Source organism: Schumannella sp. GW821-FHT10F01 (assembly GCF_058809295.1).
The window spans coordinates 271888-290136 of the sequence record NZ_JBXASM010000003.1; the positions used below are offsets into that span (position 1 = coordinate 271888).

Annotated in this window: 16 protein-coding genes; 7 read left to right on the forward strand and 9 right to left on the reverse strand. The window is 75.0% G+C overall.

All coding sequences use genetic code 11. From position 1 onward, the window contains the following. Nucleotides 1-42: 42 nt before the first annotated feature. Genes AC1RSJ_RS06165 through AC1RSJ_RS06175 form a run of 3 tightly spaced genes read left to right on the forward strand, consistent with a single transcriptional unit; the run spans nt 43 to nt 2730 of the window. Nucleotides 43-1473, forward strand: a complete 1431-nt coding sequence (locus AC1RSJ_RS06165; protein WP_493117459.1) for a glycosyltransferase 87 family protein — start codon at nt 43-45, stop codon at nt 1471-1473. Then, nucleotides 1470-2477, forward strand: coding sequence for a GTP 3',8-cyclase MoaA (gene moaA / locus AC1RSJ_RS06170; protein ID WP_493117460.1), 1008 nt, complete (start codon nt 1470-1472; stop codon nt 2475-2477). The genes AC1RSJ_RS06165 and moaA overlap by 4 nt, the downstream gene beginning before the upstream one ends. 1 nt (nt 2478) lies before the next feature. Beyond that, a complete protein-coding gene (locus AC1RSJ_RS06175) occupies nt 2479-2730 on the forward strand; it encodes a MoaD/ThiS family protein (RefSeq protein WP_493117461.1) in 252 nt (83 codons plus the stop codon). Here the strand turns inward: AC1RSJ_RS06175 and AC1RSJ_RS06180 are convergent. Next, nucleotides 2674-3822, reverse strand: coding sequence for a ThiF family adenylyltransferase (locus AC1RSJ_RS06180; RefSeq protein ID WP_493117462.1), 1149 nt, complete (start codon nt 3820-3822; stop codon nt 2674-2676). The genes AC1RSJ_RS06175 and AC1RSJ_RS06180 overlap by 57 nt on opposite strands. A 240-nt stretch (nt 3823-4062) precedes the next feature. On the opposite strand from AC1RSJ_RS06180, the gene AC1RSJ_RS06185 reads away from it, so the two are divergent. Beyond that, a complete protein-coding gene (locus tag AC1RSJ_RS06185; RefSeq protein WP_493117463.1) occupies nt 4063-5670 on the forward strand; it encodes a glycosyltransferase family 39 protein in 1608 nt (535 codons plus the stop codon). A 43-nt stretch (nt 5671-5713) separates the two neighbouring features. On the opposite strand, the gene AC1RSJ_RS06190 is transcribed toward AC1RSJ_RS06185, so the two are convergent. The 6 genes from AC1RSJ_RS06190 to AC1RSJ_RS06215 all read right to left on the reverse strand — a co-directional run bounded on the left by AC1RSJ_RS06190 (nt 5714) and on the right by AC1RSJ_RS06215 (nt 10406). Continuing rightward, nucleotides 5714-6739 (reverse strand): sulfate/molybdate ABC transporter ATP-binding protein, encoded by a 1026-nt coding sequence (locus AC1RSJ_RS06190; RefSeq protein ID WP_493117464.1) that lies wholly within the window; start codon nt 6737-6739, stop codon nt 5714-5716. After that, the gene (locus AC1RSJ_RS06195) at nt 6739-7542 is read right to left on the reverse strand and encodes an ABC transporter permease (protein WP_493117465.1); all 804 of its coding nucleotides are present in this window, start codon (nt 7540-7542) and stop codon (nt 6739-6741) included. Before AC1RSJ_RS06195 ends, AC1RSJ_RS06190 begins: the two co-directional genes overlap by 1 nt. A 4-nt stretch (nt 7543-7546) precedes the next feature. Further along, entirely contained in the window at nt 7547-8353 is an 807-nt protein-coding gene (gene modA / locus AC1RSJ_RS06200) for a molybdate ABC transporter substrate-binding protein (RefSeq protein WP_493117466.1), read from the reverse strand. Further along, a complete protein-coding gene (locus tag AC1RSJ_RS06205; RefSeq protein WP_493117467.1) occupies nt 8350-8760 on the reverse strand; it encodes a TOBE domain-containing protein in 411 nt (136 codons plus the stop codon). Before AC1RSJ_RS06205 ends, modA begins: the two co-directional genes overlap by 4 nt. Before the next feature lie 43 nt (nt 8761-8803). Further along, nucleotides 8804-9598: an anti-sigma factor gene (locus AC1RSJ_RS06210; RefSeq protein WP_493117468.1), complete on the reverse strand. Its 795-nt coding sequence runs from the start codon at nt 9596-9598 to the stop codon at nt 8804-8806. 112 nt (nt 9599-9710) lie between these two features. Further along, the gene (locus tag AC1RSJ_RS06215) at nt 9711-10406 is read right to left on the reverse strand and encodes a hypothetical protein (RefSeq protein WP_493117469.1); all 696 of its coding nucleotides are present in this window, start codon (nt 10404-10406) and stop codon (nt 9711-9713) included. Nucleotides 10407-10699: 293 nt separating this feature from the next. Here AC1RSJ_RS06215 and AC1RSJ_RS06220 point away from each other — a divergent pair, with 293 nt between their 5' ends. From AC1RSJ_RS06220 to AC1RSJ_RS06230, 3 genes are all read left to right on the forward strand, one after another. Further along, complete coding sequence (locus tag AC1RSJ_RS06220) at nt 10700-13120, forward strand: glycoside hydrolase family 2 TIM barrel-domain containing protein (protein ID WP_493117470.1); 2421 nt, start codon at nt 10700-10702, stop codon at nt 13118-13120. Nucleotides 13121-13149: 29 nt separating this feature from the next. Continuing rightward, a complete protein-coding gene (locus AC1RSJ_RS06225) occupies nt 13150-14238 on the forward strand; it encodes a Gfo/Idh/MocA family protein (RefSeq protein ID WP_493117471.1) in 1089 nt (362 codons plus the stop codon). Nucleotides 14239-14479: 241 nt separating this feature from the next. Further along, a complete protein-coding gene (locus AC1RSJ_RS06230; RefSeq protein WP_493117472.1) occupies nt 14480-15658 on the forward strand; it encodes an adenosylhomocysteinase in 1179 nt (392 codons plus the stop codon). A gap of 28 nt (nt 15659-15686) precedes the next feature. Here the strand turns inward: AC1RSJ_RS06230 and AC1RSJ_RS06235 are convergent, their stop codons facing one another. Further along, complete coding sequence (locus tag AC1RSJ_RS06235) at nt 15687-16643, reverse strand: helix-turn-helix transcriptional regulator (RefSeq protein WP_493117473.1); 957 nt, start codon at nt 16641-16643, stop codon at nt 15687-15689. 232 nt (nt 16644-16875) lie between these two features. Continuing rightward, on the reverse strand, nt 16876-18216 hold the full coding sequence (locus AC1RSJ_RS06240) for an alpha-galactosidase (protein WP_493117474.1): 1341 nt from the start codon (nt 18214-18216) through the stop codon (nt 16876-16878). Nucleotides 18217-18249: the final 33 nt, after the last annotated feature.

Consider the following 18249-nt stretch of genomic DNA (forward strand, 5'->3'; position numbering starts at 1 on the left):
GGAGCCGGACTGCCGAACGGGCGGGTCGGAGAGGATGAGCGCATGCGCACGACACTGACGGCCGCCCTGGTGGTCGCGATCGCCCTCGTCACGGGGACGGCCGTCGTCGCGCTGCCGTACTACGAGGCCTCCGCCCATCGGCCCGAGCTGCCGCTGCTCGTCGCCCTCGCCTGGGTGCTGTTCGCGGCCGCGTTCCTGGCGCTCCGGCGCGTGCCGACCCGTGCCGCGATCGCGCTCGTCATCGGCGGATCGGTGCTCATCGGGGGCGCGGCGATGGCCGGTCCGCCGAATACGAGCACCGACTCGGCGCGCTATGCCTGGGACGGCATCGTGCAGAACGCGGGCATCTCGCCGTACCGCGACGTGCCGACCTCGCCGGCGCTCGAATCGCTGCGGCCGGACTGGCTGTTCCCGGCGCCGGTGACGAGCGCCGACGGCACCGTGAGCTGCCCCGGCGAGCGGATCCAGCGCTCGCACGAGCCCGGTGACGGGGGCGCCGTCGTCTGCACCGCCCTGAACCGTGGCACCGTGCACACCATCTACCCCCCGGCGGCCGAGCTGGTCTTCGCCGCCGTCCGCTTCGTCGTCGGACCGGAAGCGGAGTACTGGCCGCTGCAGCTGCTCGGGCTCCTCGTGGTCGTGGGCACGACCGTCGCCCTCGTGCGCGCGCTGACCCGGCGCGGGCGCGACCCCCGGTGGGCGGCCCTCTGGGCCTGGTGCCCGCTCGTCGCGAGCGAGGCGATCACCAACTCGCACGTCGACGCGATCGGCGCCGCGGCTCTCCTCGGCGCGACGCTGCTCGCGGCCTCCGGGCGGGCGGGCCGCGGCGGCGCGCTGCTCGGCCTGGCGATGTCGGCCAAGCTCATCCCGGTCATCGGCGCGCCCGCGCTGCTCGCCCGGCGGCCGGTGCGCACGGTGCTCGTCGCGGTCGGCGTGTTCCTGCTGCTCTACGTGCCGTACGTGCTGGCCAGCGGGATCGGCGTGCTCGGCTACCTCCCCGGCTACCTCACCGAGGAGGGCTACGACGACGGCTCGAGGTTCGCCCTCATCAGCCCGCTCGCCCCCGGACGCGCCGCCTTCGTCGTCGCGGCGGTGCTGCTCGCGATCTGCGCGGTCCTGGTCTGGCGCAAGGTCGATCCCGACGATCCGTGGGTCGCGCAGACCGTCATGATCGGCGCGACGCTGCTCATCGTCTCGCCGCGCTACCCCTGGTACGCCCTGCTGCTCGTGCCGATGATCGCGATGTCCGGCCGCTGGGAGTGGCTCGCGGTCGGCCTCGCGCTGAGCGCGCGGCAGCTCGTGCCGCGGCCCGGCGTGCTGCTCGTGGCCGAGCTGCTGGCGATCCTGCTCATCGTCGTCGTGTCCCTCCGCCGCTCCGGTCCGGGGGCGGCCGGACGGGCCGCGGCGGAGCTCCGGCGCCCCTGGCGGCGCCCCAGCGCCGTCCGGGAGACGTCGCCTACCCTCGGATCATGAGCGCGGCACTCCTCGACGCGCACGGGCGCGTCGCCGACGACCTCCGGGTCTCGCTCACCGACCGCTGCAACCTGCGCTGCCGCTACTGCATGCCGGCGGAGGGCCTCGACGTGCTCCCGCGCGACGAGGTGCTCGACGCGGACGAGGTCGCGCGGCTCGTCGGGATCGCGGTGCGCGAGCTCGGCGTCCGCTCGGTGCGGTTCACCGGCGGCGAGCCGCTGCTCCGGTCCGACCTGGTCGACATCGTCGCGCGCTGCGCCGCACTGGAGCCCCGACCCGAGCTCGCGCTGACCACGAACGCGATCGGCCTCGCGTCGCGGGCGGAGGCGCTCCGCCGGGCCGGACTCGACCGCGTCAACGTCTCGCTGGACTCGCTCCACGCGGCCACCTTCCTCGAGGTCACCCGCCGCCCCTTCCTGCAGCGCGCGCTCGACGGGATCGACGCCGCGGCGCGCGCCGGCCTCGGACCGGTCAAGATCAACGCCGTGCTCCTCCGCGGGGTCAACGACGACGAGGCCGCCGATCTGCTCCGCTGGGCGCTCGCGGGCGGGCACCGGCTCCGCTTCATCGAGCAGATGCCGCTCGACCCGGATCACGCCTGGGATCGCGACGAGATGGTGACGGCCGCGGAGATCCGCGCGTCGCTCGACGAGGAGTTCGAGCTGACGCCCGACGACGAGCCGCGGGCCGGCGCGCCCGCCCAGCTGTTCCGGGTGCGGTCCCGCCGCGACGGCGCCGAGGGCACGGTCGGCGTCATCGCCTCGATCACCGAGCCGTTCTGCGCCGACTGCCGCCGCACCCGGGTCACCGCCGACGGCGCCGTGCGCAGCTGCCTCTTCTCGACGACCGAGACCGACCTGCGCGCGGCGCTCCGCGGCGGCGCGGACGACGCGGAGATCGCCCGGCTCTGGCGCGGCGCGATGTGGGCCAAGCCGGCCGGCCACGGGCTCGACGGCGACGGGATCGCGCTCGCATCCCGTCCCATGAGCGCGATCGGCGGCTGAGGTGCCCACTGTCGAGGTCCGGCTGTTCGCGGCCGCCCGTGAGGCCGTCGGCGCGCGCGCGACGACGGTCGAGCTCGGTGGGGGGTCGACGCTCGCCGACCTCCTCGATCGCCTCGCCCCGGATGCCGCGGGCCGCCGGGTGCTCGGCGCCTGCACGTTCCTCGTCGACGGGGTCGCCGTCGCCGATGCCGCGACGTCAGTTCCGGACGGCGCCGTGCGCGTCGACGTCCTGCCGCCGTTCGCCGGCGGCTGACGCGCCCCAGCCGCCGCGCAGCGACACCGCGTCGATCCCCGCGTCGCGCAGCGCCGCGGCGGCCCGCGCCGACCGGACCCCGGACGCGCAGTAGACGAGCAGCGGGCCCTTGCCGGCGGCGGCCGGGTCGGCGAGCAGCTCCTCGAGCGGGACCCAGCGGTCGTCCGGCAGGTGTCCGGCGTCGCGCTCGGCGCGGGTCCGCACGTCGACCGGCGTGCGGCCGCGCGCCTCGGCGAGGGAGGCCGCCTCGTCGGGCGCCGCGTCGGACGGCACCGCGTCGGACGGCACCGCGTCGGACGGCACCGGGATGCCGCAGAACGCGGCGTAGTCGGCGAGCGCGGTCACCGGCCGGCGCGACGGCGCGCGCCGGATCGGGATCTCCTCCCAGGTGCCGGCGAGCGCGTCATGGTGCAGCACCCGCCCGAGCAGGGGTGCGCCGACGCCGGTCAGCAGCTTGACGACCTCCGTGGCCATCGCCGCGCCGATCGTGCCGCACAGCGGCCCCAGCACGCCGGCCTCGCTGCAGTCGAGCACCTCGCGCGGGTCCGGCGCCGCGGGGTGGAGGTCGCGGTAGTCGATGCCGCCGCCGGGCGCCGCGCTCCAGAAGACGCTGACCTGCCCCTCGTATCGCAGCACCGATCCCCAGACGACCGGCAGCCCGAGCAGCGCGGCCGCGTCGCTGACGAGGTAGCGGGTGGGGAGGTTGTCGCTCGCGTCGACGACGACGTCCCAGCCGGCGAGGGTCTCGAGCGCGTCCGCCGGCTCCAGGCGCCGGGCGAGCGCCTCGATGGCGACGTCCGGGTCCAGCCGGCGGATGGCGCGGGCCGCGCTCTCGACCTTCGGCTCCCCGATCTCCGCGACGCCGTGGATGACCTGCCGCTGGAGGTTGGAGGCGTCGACCACGTCGTCGTCGACGATGCCGATGGCGCCGATCCCGGTGGCCGCGAGGTACTGGAGCACGGGCGAGCCGAGCCCGCCGGCGCCGACCACGAGCACCCGTGCTCGACGGAGCCCCGCGAGCGCCGGCTCCGTCATCCCGGGCAGCGCCGCGGTGCGGGCGGATCGCGCGCGGCGTGCGGCCTCGGCGTCCATCGCGCTCCTCTCGCATCCCTCGACCGGAATGTCACGGAATGATCACGGCCCCGTCGACAGCGGAGACGGGTGCGAACTCCCTGATGTCACCTCGCGAGCGACCGATCGTGTTGCTCTCGAAAGCCAATGGAACCATGAAGACGATCGCGGGGTCGCTGACGGGACGCCGGGAATCGGACCCCGTGCGCGCACCGGGGCGGGCCCGGCCTCGCACGTGAGCGAGACTGAGGACGACAGGGAGTGATCGAGATCAGCACCACAGCCGTCGACTCCGCCTCCGCCGCAGCCGCCGCCGACTCCATGCCCGTCATCGAGCGACCTGCCGCCGAGCGCCGCCCGATCGAGCGACCGCGCTCCGCCCGGCCGCCGCGCGCGCCGTTCCGTCTCGGCACCCGCGGCGCCGCCACGGCGACCGGGGTCGCCGCGTTCCTGCTCGTCGTCGGCGGCAGCTGGATCCCGTCCGTCTGGTTCGACGAGGCGGCGACGATCGTCTCCGCTCGCCGATCCGTGGCGGCGCTCGCCGCCGAGGTGCAGCACATCGACGCGGTGCACGCGCTCTACTACCTCGCCATGCACGGCTGGTTCTCGGTCGTCGGCTATTCCCCCTTCGCGCTCCGGTTCCCGAGCGCGGTCGCGGTCGGCGTCACGGCGGCGCTGCTGGTCCGCCTGGTGGCCCGCGTCCGCGGTCTCCCGACCGGGGTCGTCGCGGGCGTCGTCTTCGCGCTCCTGCCCCGCGTGCAGTGGATGGGCGGCGAGGGCCGGTCGTTCGCGATCTCTGCGCTGCTCGCCGTCGTGCTGACCATGGTGCTGCTGCGGGCCGTCGCGGATCCGGGGCGTCGCTGGTGGATCGTCCATTCGGCCGTCGTGCTCCTCGCCGCGCTGGTCTTCGCGTACCTGCTGCTCGTGGTGGCGGCGCAGCTGCTCGGGCTGCTCATCGGCGTCGCGCGCGGCACGGTGCGCCGACGCGTGCTGCTGCGGTGGTCGATCGCGACCGGCGCGGCGGGTGCGGCGATCCTCCCGTTCTTCCTCGAGGTCGTCAGCCAGAGCGGCCAGGTCAGCTGGATCCACGAGCTCGGCAGCGGCACGGTCAAGGGGGTCCTGTCGACGCAGTGGTTCGGCGGCTCCGCGCCGTTCGCGGTCGTCGCCTGGATCCTCATCGCGGTCGGCGTCGTCCGGCTGCTCGTCCGCCGCGACGTCGCCGGCCCGCTCGTCGTGAGCACCGTGGTGGTGCCGACCGCGGCGCTGCTGCTCGCGACCGCCGTGTACCTGCCGCTCTACTCGCCGCGGTACCTGGCGATGTGCACGCCGTTCGCCGCCGCGGCCATCGCGGTGGCCCTGAGCGGGCGCATCACCCGCCCGATCCGCATCGTCGCGCTCGCGGCGCTCGTCGCGCTGAGCGCCCCGCAGCTGCTGGAGGAGCGCCGGCCCGCCGCGAAGCAGGGCTCCACATGGTCGACCGTGGCCGACGTCGTCGCCGACGAGGTCGCGGAGCACCCGGAGGGCGTCGCCGTCATCTACGGCCCGCTCCGCTACCACCGGGTCGCCACCACGCGGACCATCGCCTACGCGTACCCGGAGGCGTTCGCGGGCACGCTCGACGTCACCCTGCTGAAGCCCCCCGCCGAGACCGACGGGCTCTGGGAGACGCACGCCCCGCTCGCCGACAGCCTGCCCCGGATCATCGACGACCGCCCCGGCACCGTGCTCCTCATCACGAGCATCAAGCGCGACCGCACCGGCTCGACGGCCCGGTCGATGGCCTCGATCGGCTGGGTCGCCGGCCCCACGCGCCAGTACGGCGACGTCAACGTCGTGGAGTACTCGCGCGGCCCGAACGCGCTCGGCTGACCCGGCCGCTCCCAGCCGACCCGTCCGCGCGCTGACCTCGCCGCTAGCGGCGCCCGAGCCGCACCGACGACGCCGCCACCCGGAGCCGCACGGGCGCGCCCGGCCGGAGGCCGGTGTCCGCGGCGCGATCGAGCGGCACGTCCGCCGACAGCACGGTCGTGCGCACGCGCAGCATCGACCCGCGCGACTCGAGCTCGGTGACGACCGCGGGCAGGTCGCCCGGCTCGCCGGCGCCGACGACCTCGACGAGTCCGGGCGCCACGGTCGCGGTGGCCGGCTCGCCGGGGCGCGGCGCATCCGCCGGACGATCGACCGGCAGCAGTCCTCCGCCGGGCAGTCGGAGCCCGCCCGACTCGAGGACCCCCTCGACCCGGTTCAGGTCCATGAGCTCGGCCCCGAAGCGGCTCCGGGGCCGCCCGAGCACCTCGCGGGTCGGCCCCTCCTCGGCCACGCGGCCGCCCTCGAGCACGACCACCCGATCCGCCAGCGCGGCGACGTCGACGGGGTCGTGCGACACGAGGAGCGCGGTGCGCCCGTCGAGCACCCGGCGCAGCATCGACCGGATCTCGGACGCCGCGCGCGCGTCGAGCGCCGCAAGCGGCTCGTCGAGCAGCAGCAGCCGCGGATCCGCCGCGAGGGAGCGCGCCAGGGCGACCCGCTGCGCCTGCCCGCCCGACAGCGCGGTCGCCGGTCGAAGCGCGAGGTCCGCGGCGTCGACCTCGGCCAGCCAGTGCCGGGCGATCTCGGCCGCCTCGGCCCGGCGCACCCCGCGGCTCCGCGGCGCGAAGGCGACGTTGTCGATCACCCGCAGATGCGGGAACAGCCCGGGACGCTGCGTCAGCATCGCGACGCCGCGCCGGTGCGCCGGCACCCAGACCCCGTCGCCGAACACGGCGCGGCCGTCGACGCTCGCCCGCCCGGAGTCGGCGCGGAGCAGCCCCGCGATGAGGGCCAGCACGCTCGACTTGCCGGCGCCGTTCGCGCCGACCACCGCGGTCGTCGACGCGTCGGCGGCCTCGATGACGACGTCGAGGTGCCGATCGGCGAGCCGTGCGTCGAGCCGCAGCATCAGCCGCCTCCGGGATCCGCGGCGGAGCGGCGGTACGCGACCGCCACGATGACGAGCGACACGGCGACGAGCAGCAGCGACAGCGACACGGCCGCGGCCGGCGAGGTCGTGAGCTGGAAGTACAGCTCGAGCGGGAGCGTCTGGGTCGTGCCCGGGAGGCTGCCGGCGAACGTGATCGTCGCGCCGAACTCGCCGAGCGCGCGGGCGAACGCGAGGATCGCGCCCGAGATCACCGCCGGCCGCAGCGTCGGCAGGGTCACTCGCAGCAGCACCCGGGTCGGCGAGGCGCCGAGCGTCGCCGCGATCGCCTCGTAGCCCGTGCCGGCCGTGCGCGCGGCGCCCTCGACGCTGAGCACGAGGAAGGGCAGCGCCACGAAGGTCTGCGCGAGCACGACGGCGGCCGTCGAGAACCCCACCTGGATGCCGGCGGCCTCGAGCGCCGGCCCGAGCAGCCCGCGCCGTCCGTAGGTGTACAGCAGTGCGATGCCGCCGACGACCGGGGGCAGTACGAGCGGCAGCAGCACCAGCGCCCGCACGACGGAGCGGCCGCGGAACCGCGTCCGCGCGAGCGTGAGTGCGAGCGGGATGCCGAGCACCAGGCACGCCGCGGTCGCGGTCGCGGAGGTGACGAGGCTGAGCCGCAGCGCCTGGATCGACCCGGGCGCCGTCACCAGCCCGAGGAAGCCGCTCCAGTCGACGTGCGTGAGCAGACCCGCGAGCGGGAGCACGACGGTGAGCGCGCCGACCGCGGCGACGGCGATCGCCCAGGCGGGCAGCGCCCCTCGGGCATCCCCGCCGCTCATCCGATCACGGGGAGCCGAAGCCGGCGTCCGTGAGGATCGCGCGGCCGGCCTTCGCCGTGACGAACGCCACGAAGGCACGGGCGGCATCCGCGTTGCCGGAGTCGGCGAGCGCACCGATCGGGTAGGTGTTCACGACCTGGTCGGACTCGTCGAACTCGATGCCCTTCACGGTCGCGCCGGCGCCCTTCACGTCCGTGCGGTACACCAGGCCGGCATCCGCCTGCCCGGTCGTGACCTGGGTGAGCACGGCCGACACCGACGGCTGCTCGGAGACCGGTGCGAGCGTCACCTTCGTGGCCTTCGCCATCGCCGCGGTCGCCGCACCGCAGGGCTGGGCCACCTGGCAGATCACGAGCCGGACGCCCGGCTTCGCCAGGTCGGCGAAGTCGCGGATGCCGGCCGGGTTGTCCGGCGGCACGGCGATCTCCAGCGTGTTCGACGCGAAGTCGACCGGCGTGCCGCTCACCAGCCCGGCGTCGACGGCCTTCGTCATCGTCGCCTGGTCCGCGGTGGCCAGGACGTCGGCCGGGGCCCCCTGCTCGAGCTGCGTCTCGAGGATGGCCGACCCGCCGAAGGAGGTCTGCACGGTCACGCCGGGATTCGCCCTCTCGAACTCGGCGGCGATCTCGGTGAACGTCGCGGTCAGCGAGGCCGCGGCGAAGACCGTCACCGTGCCGGTCAGCGGTGCCGCCGACGACGGCGGGGGCGACGTGGTCGGCGCGGCATCTGGCGCGGAGCATCCGGCGAGCAGGGTCGTGGTCGCGACGACGGCGGCGAGCGCCGCCGCCCGGATCGTGCGGGTGGCGGTCACGTGGCGCTCCGGATCTGCGGGGTCTCGACGATGACCATGGTGGCCTTCACGACGGCGACGGCGACGGCGCCGACCTCGAGTCCGAGCTCGCGCACCGCCTCCGAGCTCATGAGCGACACGACGCGGAAGGGCCCGCACTGCATCTCGACCTGGGCCATGACGGTGTCGGCCGTGACGGCGGTCACGATCCCGACGAAGCGGTTGCGGGCGGAGCGCGCGACGGAGGACGGATCGTCCGGCGGGTTCGCCGTGGACCGGGCCAGCTCCGCCAGCTCGATGGTGTCGACGACGATGCGGCCGGCGGCGTCCTTCTGGCCGGTCAGCGACCCCGACTCCACCCAGCGGCGGATCGTGTCGTCGCTCACGCCGAGCAGTCCTGCCGCGTCCCGAACCCGCACCTGCGTCACAGTAGCCACTCTACGCACGCAGATGCGGCGATAGCCGCGATCATCAGGCGGTGCGGATCTCCACGATCGGCACCGTCGTGGGCGCCGGGGATCCGCCGGCCGGCTCGACGCTCATGGCGATCGTGTCCCCGGCGCGGTAGCGGCCGGTGAGGAGCGCAGCCGGTGACGACGAGGCGGGATCCATCGTGCCCGCCGAGACGACCACGCCGTCGGCGCCGACGTACCAGAGCTGGTAGACCGATCCGGCATCCGGTGCCGGCACGCCGTCGAGGCTGAAGGCGGAGCGCCGGTCGGATGCCGACCACACGAGCTCCGCGCGGCCTCCGCCGTCGACCGCGCTCCGTGCGGTCCTCGCGTCGGGGGCGTCACGGAGCTGTGAGGCCGAGACCGGGACCGACGACGTGTCCGCGCCGCCCTGGGCGAGGACGGGCAGCCCGATCGCGAGCGCCGTGACGGCCGAGGCGACGACTGCGGCGCCCGCCGCGAGACGGCGGAGCCGGGTCGTCATCCGCCGACGGCTCAGGCGCGGTCGCACGTGCCGCCCTCGCGATTCCAGTCGCGGCATATGCGCCGGCACCGAGGTCGGCGGCAGCGATGTCGGCGACACCGTCGGCGCCGCGATCGCCGCGGTGACGCGGAGCCGGAGGCCGGCGGAGGGCCACTGCGGCGCGACCGCCGCGCCGAGCTCGGCGGCGGTGTCGCAGAGCTCGATCGCCTCCGCGCGCGCGTCCTCGTCGGAGAGCAGGTAGAGCTCCACCTCGAGCTGCTCCTCGTCGGAGACGGCGTCCAGCGCCCAGGCGCCGAGCAGATCGCGCGGGCTCTCGGATCGGGATCTCATCGGCGTCTCCTCTCGGTGCGTGCCGGGTGCGGGAACGACGGAGACCCGCCGCACTGACGTGCGACGGGTCTCTCTGCGGACCGGGCGGGCGAACCCGCACGGTCCGACGTGATCACTTGGTGGCGACGGTGATCTTCGCGACGCCCACGAGCAGCTCGGACGGGACCTTGTCGGTGCCGAACGTCTGGTTCAGGAGGCCGGCGGCGTCGGACGAGATGTGCACCGTGGTGCCCTCGAGGATGCCGTTGTCGCCCTCGGTCTGGAGCGGCTTCAGGGTGCCTCCGTGGAGGTCGAAGAGGAAGGCGTCCTCAGCGGCGACGGTGCCGTCGACCGTGACCTTGCCGTGGAGCTCCGAGGTGCCGGGGTTGATCTTGAAGTCGGTCAGCTCGACGACCTTGCCGCCGCCGGTCAGGCTGATGCCCGAGCCGTCGTGGTCGATCTCACCCTGCACGTACGGGCGGTAGGACTGCTCCGGGTCGTAGTAGTCGACGTTGCCGCCGGTGATCGGGAACGAGAACACGCCGTTCGTGAAGGTGGCGGTGCCCACGGTGCCCGGGGTGAGGCCGAGGCTCGTGATCGCGTCGACGAAGCCCTGATCGACGGTCACCTCGGTGTCGACGCCCTTGGACAGGTCCGGCAGCGAGACGACCGGCTTCGGCTTGGCCTCGCTGGACTTGCTGGTCTCCTTCGAGGGCGAGGAGCTGCTGTCGCTCGTCGGCGAGCAGGCGGCGAGGGAGAAGGCGAGGGCGCCGACGGCCACGACAGCGAGGCCGCCCTTGGCGAAGCTGGTGCGGAAGATGGAGGTCATGGTCGATCCTTTGGTCGAGTTCTCCGGAACTTTCTGTGGACGAATTCCGGCTGTGGAATGGGTTCGGTCGCGACCCCGGAATGGGTGGCCCCGTGATCGATTCGTTACCTCGCGCTCAGGTTCCGGTCAGAAAGCCTCGACGGGGCCGGGCATCCCGGTGCCGGCGTTCCGGCTTGCGCGGTGCGGATGTGCCAGGCTCGACGGGCGATCGTCGGCGCTGATCGACGCGATGCCGCGCCGGTCGCGATCCGCTCGATGACGCCCGTTCGACGACGACCCGGAGCCGCCCCGCCATGCACTCGATTCCCCTCTCCGACTGGGCGTTCGCGCTCGCCGACGGCTCCGTCCTCCCGGACGACTCGGCCGGCAATCACCTCGCCGCCGCGGCGAAGGGCTTCGACGACGCCGGCTGGCAGGCGGTGACCGTGCCGCACGACTGGAGCGTCGGCCTCCCGTTCTCCCAGGCCGCGTCGAGCGGCACCGGGTACCTCCCCGGCGGGATCGGCTGGTACCGGGCCCACGTGCCGCTGCCCCGCCTGACGCCGGGCCAGCAGCTCCGGCTCGTGTTCCACGGCGTCTACAAGCACGCCCGGGTCTGGGTGAACGGCTACCACCTCGGCGGCCGCCCGTCCGGCTGGGCGCGCTCCTCGTTCGACCTCACCGAGCTGCTCGACTACGCGCCCGACGACGACCTCGTCGTCGCCGTGCGGGTGGATCGCACCGAGCTCGCCGACTCGCGCTGGTACAACGGCAGCGGCATCACGCGCGGGGTCGAGCTGCAGGTGCTCGAGCCGGTACGGATCGCCGACCTCGGCACCGACCTCGTCACCGTCGCCGCGGACGCCGCGCTCGCCGAGGTGCGGATCGTGCAGACGCTCGAGAACACGACGGACGCCGCGGTCGCCGCTCGCGTGCGCCACGAGCTGCGCCCGGCCGCCGGCGACGCGGCCCCGCACGTCGAGTCGTCCACGGTCGAGCTGCCCGCGCACGGCTCGGTCGTGCACGAGGTCGTCGCGCGCGTGGCGCGTCCGCAGCTCTGGTCGGACACGACCCCGAGCCTCTACCGGCTGTCGACCGCGATCGAGTGGGACGGCGAGGACGCGGCGCATCGCGCCGACGACGAGCAGACGGTCGGCATCCGCACGTTCCGGTTCGACCCCGACGCCGGCTTCTCGATCAACGGCGAGCCGCGGGTGCTCAAGGGCGTCTGCCTTCACGAGGACGCGGGGCCGTTCGGCGTCGCCGTGCCGCCGGAGGTCTGGCTGCGCCGCCTGCTGGCCCTGCGCGACCTCGGCGCCAACGCGATCCGCATGGCGCACAACCCGCACGCGCCGGAGCTGTACGCGCTCTGCGACGCCCTCGGCTTCTTCGTGATCGACGAGGCGTTCGACGAGTGGGAGAACCCGAAGAACAAGTGGTGGCAGGGGCACAACGTGTACCCGCCGAAGCTCGAGGGTCCGGCGGCGCACTTCCCCGAATGGCACGAGCGCGACCTCGTCGACATGATCGACGCCCACCGGCTGCACCCCTCGATCGTCGCCTGGAGCATCGGCAACGAGGTCGACTACCCGAACGACCCGTACGCGAGCCCGCTGTTCGAGGAGATGACGGGCAACAACGACGCGAACAAGCCCGCCGAGGAGCGCGTCTACGACCCGAACCGGCCGGATGTGCGCCGACTCGCGACGATCGCGCGGCGCCTCGCGGCCATCGCCCGACGCGCCGACCCGACCCGGCCGGTGACGCTCGCGGCGGCCTTCCCCGAGCTGTCGAGCCGCACGGGTCTGCTCGATGACCTCGACGTCATCGGCTACAACTACAAGGAGCACCTCTACGAGGCCGACCACGCGCGGTTCCCGCGGCAGCCGTTCCTCGGCAGCGAGACCGGGCACCACTTCGCCGCCTGGCGCGCGGTGCTCGACCACGACGCCGTCGCCGGCCAGTTCCTCTGGACCGGCATCGACTACCTCGGCGAGGCGCGGGGCTGGCCGGTGCACGGCTCCGGCGCGGGCGTGCTCGACCTGGCCGGCTTCGAGAAGCCGGCCGCGCACCTCCGCCGCAGCTGGTGGACGACGGCGCCGATGGTGCACCTCGTCACCCGTCCGCACGAGGCCGGCGCCGAGCCCGGCCTCCGCGCCCGCACCGCGACCCGCGACTGGGCCGGCGACGACCCGCGCGAGGTGCTCTGCTTCAGCACCGGCGACGACGTGCGGCTGACGGCCGGCGGCGTCGAGGTGCCGATCGCCCGCGACGAGGAGCGCGGATGGTGGTCGGCGGTCGTCACGCCGGGCGCCGCGGCGCTCGTCGCCGAGGCGCTCCGCGACGGGGAGATCGTCGCCCGCGACGAGCTGCACCCGTCGGGCGCCGCCGCCCGCCTCGACGTCGCGGCCTGGGCGCCGTCGGCGGAGGCCGTCGAGCGGAGCACGGCGGCCGGCATCCAGCTCGGGCGCGTCCTGCAGCTCGAGGGCGCGCTCCGCGACGCCGACGGCCGGCCCGCGCTCGACGACCGCCTGGTGCGCGTCGAGGTCGACGGCGGCGAGCTGCTCGGACTGGAGAACGGCGACCTCGGCGACGTCACGGCCTACTCCGCGCCCGAGCGCCGCACCCTCGGCGGCCGGATCGTCGTGTTCGTGCGGCCGGGATCGGACGCCGGATCCGCGCTGGTGCGGCTGCACGCCGAGGGCCTGCCGGTCGCGGAGCTGCGGATCGGGTGACCGCTGTGGGCTCCCCCGTCCGGATCGGCTTGAGCGGGGTGCACGGCTTCGGCGCCGTGCACCGCGAGAACCTGCGCCGGCTCGGCGACCGCGTGCGCCTGGTCGCGGTCGCCGATCCGCGTCCGCCCGAGCCGGGCGACGTGCCCGACGACGCGCTCGTGCTGCCGGATGCGGACGCGCTGCTCGACGGCGGCGCCGAGCTCGACATCGTGATCGTCGCGACGCCCCTGCACACGCACTTCCCGGTCGCGCTCGAGGTGCTCGGCCGCGGCATCGACCTGTACCTCGAGAAGCCGCCGGTGGTGCGGCTCGATCACCACGCGGCGCTGACGGCCGCCGCCGCACGCACCGGCGCGGCCGTGCAGGTGGGCTTCCAGAGCCTCGGGTCGCACGCCCTCCGCGACCTCGACGCGGATGCGCTCGGGCTCGGCGCGCTGACGGCGGTCGGCGCGATCGGCACCTGGACGCGGCGCCGGTCGTACTGGGACCGCGCGCGCTGGGCGGGCCGCCGCACCCTCGACGGCGTCGACGTGGTCGACGGCGTCGCGACGAACCCGCTCGCCCACGCGATCGCCACCGCCCTCCGCATCGTGCACGCGACCCGGGTGGAGCACGTCGAGCGCGTCGACCTCGACCTGCACCGGGCGAACGACATCGAGTCGGACGACACGAGCGCGATCCGGATCGCGACGACGTCCGGCATCCCGGTCACCGCGGCGCTGACGCTCTGCGCCGAGGCGGACGCGACGCCGAGCATCCGGCTGCGCGGCGAGCACGGCGACGCCCGGCTCGCCTATACGGACGACGTGCTCGAGTCCGCCGGGGGCAGCCGCCGCACCGGGCGCACCGACCTGCTCGAGGACCTGCTCGAGCACCGGGCGTCCGGCACGCCGCTGCTGTCGAGCCTCGAGGACAGCGGCGCCTACACGGTGGTCGCAGACGCGATCCGCCGGACCGAGCCGCACCGGATCGCACCGGAGCACGTGGACTGGCGCGGCGAGGGCGAGGACCGCCGTCCGGTCGTGCGGGGCATCGAGGCCTGGTGCGAGCGGGCCGTCGCGGCGGAGGCGCTGTTCCGGGAGCTGTCGGCGCCGTTCGCGGCGCCGACGGGCGCCTGAGTCGCCCTCCGGCCGCCCTGGCCCGCGGGGCCGCGGGCGGCGCTATCCTCGCCGCATGGACGAGACCGCCGCGACCGCCGGAGCGCCGCTCGGCGCGACCGCGTCGCCGCGGCGCGTCCCGCTCTACGGCGCCGACGAGTCGCGCCGCGAGCTGCATCCGTGACCCGGCTCTGATCCCGCACGCGCGCCCGCACCCCTGCCCGCGCAGCCCGACTCAGAGCCGACCCATCGGAGCATCGCCATGACCACCGTCCTGCCCGCCACCGGGCATCCCACCATCGACTGGGCCGCGCGGCACATGCCGCTGCTGGCCGAGACCTTCGCCGAGGTCGGCGCCGCGTTCGACGGCCTGCACCTCGGCGTCACCATCCATGTCGAGCCGAAGACCGCCGTGCTGTGCCGCTGGCTCGTCGAGGCCGGCGCCCGCGTCGCCATCACGGGCAACCTCGGCACCACGCAGCCGTCCACCGTCGACGCGCTCCGCGCCGCCGGCGTGGAGGTGCTCGGCGGCCCGGACGACACCGCGGTCGACCGCGACCGCCACCTCGACGCGATCCTGGACGCCGAGCCGGACCTCGTGCTCGACAACGGCGGCGACCTGATCGCCCGCCTCGCTGCGGGAGCGCCGCGGTCGCCGCGGTTCCGCGGCGCCGCCGAGGAGACGACGACGGGCGGCCTCCGCATCCGGAGCCTGCCGGCGGCCCCGGACTTCCCGGTGATCGTGATCAACGACAGCCGCCTCAAGCTGCTGGTCGAGAACGAGTTCGGCGTCGGGCAGAGCGTCGTGCAGGGGTTCATGAACGCGACGAACCTCATGGTGCCCGGCGCGCGCATCGGCGTCGTCGGATACGGCCCGTGCGGACAGGGCACCGCCGACACCCTGCGCGGCCTCGGCGCGCAGGTGGTGGTCGCCGATCTCGACCCGTTCCGCCGGCTCGATGCCATCCTCCGCGGTCATCGCGTCGCCGACCTGCCCGGCCTGCTCGAGGCGTCCGACGTCGTGTTCCTCGCCACCGGCGCGCGCCACGTCGTCGCGGCGCAGCACTTCGCGCACCTGCGCGACGGGGTCGTTCTCGTCGGGGTCGGCCACGAGGGGCGCGAGCTCGATCTCGACGCGCTCCGGACGGCCGCCGTCGAGGTCGTGGAGCTGTCGCCCGCGGGAGCGGGCCGGAACGCGCGCGTCGTGCACCGCCTCGCGGACGGCCGGGAGGTGGTGACGCTCCACGACACGACGATGATCAACCTCACCGCGGCCGGCGGCAACCCGATCGAGGCGATGGATCTCGGGCTCGCGCTGCAGGCGCGGAGCCTCGCCGCGATCGCCCGCGGCGAGGCGCGCTGGACCGGTGCGGAGCCCGTGCCGGCCGGGATCGACCGGACGCTGGCCGAGTCGCTCGTCGGTCGGCTGTCGGCGGGCTGAGCGACGCCGGCGGCGGCAGGCGGGCGCGTCAGCCGCGCAGCGTCGCGCTCGGCGACTCCCCGAACTCCCGGCGGTAGAGCCCCGCGAAGCGCGACGCGTGCGCGAAGCCCCAGCGACGGGCGACCGCCGCGACGGTGACCGCATCGGATCCGGATCGCAGCAGCTCGTCCCGCGCCGCCGCGAGGCGCACCCGGCGCAGCTGCTCCGACGGCGTCGCGCCGACGTGCCGGCGGAAGCCGTACTCGAGCGCCCGGACGGTGAGTCCCGCGTGGGCCGCGATGTCCGTCACCGTGATGGGGTCGGCGAACCGCTCGTCGATGAAGGCGAGCGACCTGCGGACCGCTCGCGGCATCGGATGCGCCGCGGTCTCCGGCGGGATGTCGTCGTAGGTCGAAAGGATCGCGATCGCCGCGGCCTCGCGTGCGGCGGCGGCCAGGATCGGGTCGACGAGCACATCGGGCTCGGAGCGCAGCATCCGCCCGAGCTGGGTCATGGTGGCTCCGAGCCAGCGCGGATCGCGGGCCGGCCTCGACCAGTCCACGGCGCCGCGCAGGCCGCGGTGCTCCCGCACCCGGCGCACCGCGCCGGCATCCACCCGGAGGGTCAGGAGCCGCAGCTCGCGCCAGTCCGAGCGCATCCGCAGCCCAGGTGCCATGAGGAACGGCGCCGGTCCGGCGCCGCGCGAGCCGTCGACGTGCCAGCTGAGCTCCCCGCCGACCGTCATCGCCGTCACGAAGTCGTCGAACGACTCCACGGTCGTGACGCCGGATCCGGCGCAGGCGAGCGCCGCCGTCGCCAGACCCTCGGCTCCCGCGGCCCTGGCCTCGAAGCGGAAGCCCCTCGGCGGATCGGCGGTCAGCGTCATCGGCGCGCCGTAGAGGTCGGTCAGCACGTGCATGGCCTCCTCGACGTCGGAGGTCGAGAAGGCGGCGGGCTCCTGATCCGGGCCCTGCAGTGCGGTCTGCGGTGTGGTCGGTACCGGCATCACCCAAGTCTGCGGAGGCGGGCGCGCCGTGCGAGCCGGTTGCCACAGGACTCCCGGTGAGGAACAGGTGTCCGATTCGCGAACGGGTGGGGTCGTCCGGCGCACGAGCCGCTCGCCGCCGCGGACGTCCCGCGCGGGGTCGGCGAGGATGCCGAGCATGTCCGTCCGGCATGGCGGAGCCTGGTTCAGGGGATGCCGCCGTGCCGGTCGGCCGTCGGCATCGACAGGCGGCTCAGGTGCGGGCCGTCGGAGTGAACCGCAGCAGTGCCGCCCCGTGCGGCGCGAGCCGGAGCCGCAGCGCGCTGCTCCCGGGCGCGACGCCGCGCGCCGCGTCGCTCTGCACGTCGACGGCGTCGGCCGCCACGTCCGCGCCCGTCCACAGCTCGCGGATGCCCCCGTCCGGCCGCCGAGGGAAGCCGACGTCCGCCGCGTCGACGACCACGTCGGCCGGCTCCCCGCCGAGGTGGAACGCCGCCGCATAGCGCGTGCCGTCGGCTCCGTCCGCCGCCCAGAGCACGAGGTCGCCCTCGCGGCGCACCTCGCGGCTGCCGGTCGCGTCGCGGAGCACGGCCATCGCGTCCGCGTTCGCGAGCAGCGCGATCGTCTCCGGCGTGGAGGTGGGCAGGTCGCCGCCGACCATGAGCGGAGAGCGCGCGATGATCCAGAGGGTCAGCAGCGTCACCTGCTCGTCCGGCGTGAGCCGCGAGTCCCGCGGTGCACCGCGCTCGGCGCGGAGCCCGATGCGGCCGAGCGGCAGCATGTCGCCGTCCGGCCAGCCCTCCGGTGAGGCATGCGGCGCCCAGCGGGCGAAGCGGGCGAAGTTCGCCTCCACGTCCTCCCAGCGGTCCCAGAGGTCGTCGCAGATGCGCCACATGGTCGCGTGCCGGCGCAGGTGGTCGAGGCGACCGAGCGACAGATCGCGCCCGGGCGAGAGGCTCAGGGCGATCTCCCGGCCGCTGCGCTCGATCGCGCGCGCGTAGGCCTCGATGTCGCGCTCCTGGTACGGCCAGAGCATGTCGTCGGTCTTGAGGAAGTCGACGCCCCACGCCGCGTACAGCCGCAGCGTCGAGTCGTAGTACGCCTGCGCCGCCGGGTGGTCGTGGTCGAGCCCGAGCATGTCGGGGTTCCACTCGCAGACGTTGCCGGCATCCGCGACGTCGGCCGCGGTCGCGTCCGTGCCCTCGATCGGCGTGCGCGCCTCCACCGCCCGGCGCGGGATGCCCCGCATCGTGTGGATGCCGAGCCGCAGCCCCAGCGCGTGGCGCCGGTCGGCGAGCGGGCGGAAGCCGGCGCCGCCCGCGGAGCTCGGGAAGCGCACCGGATCGGGCACGAGCCGTCCGAGGTGATCCATCGCGAGCGGCGCGGCGGCGTTGTAGCCGTGCGAGCGCGCGGTCGGGTCGGACCAGTCGATGTCGACGACGACCGTGTCCCAGCCGACCGGCAGCAGGTGCTCGGCGAGGAACTCGGCGTTCGCCAGCACCTCCGCCTCGGTCACGGTCGTGCCGTACGAGTCCCAGCTGTTCCAGCCCATCGGCGGGGTGGTCGCGAGGGCGGGGGCGCGGCGGGGCGTCATGGTCGGAGGCTAGCGGGCGGGCGCACGGGACGC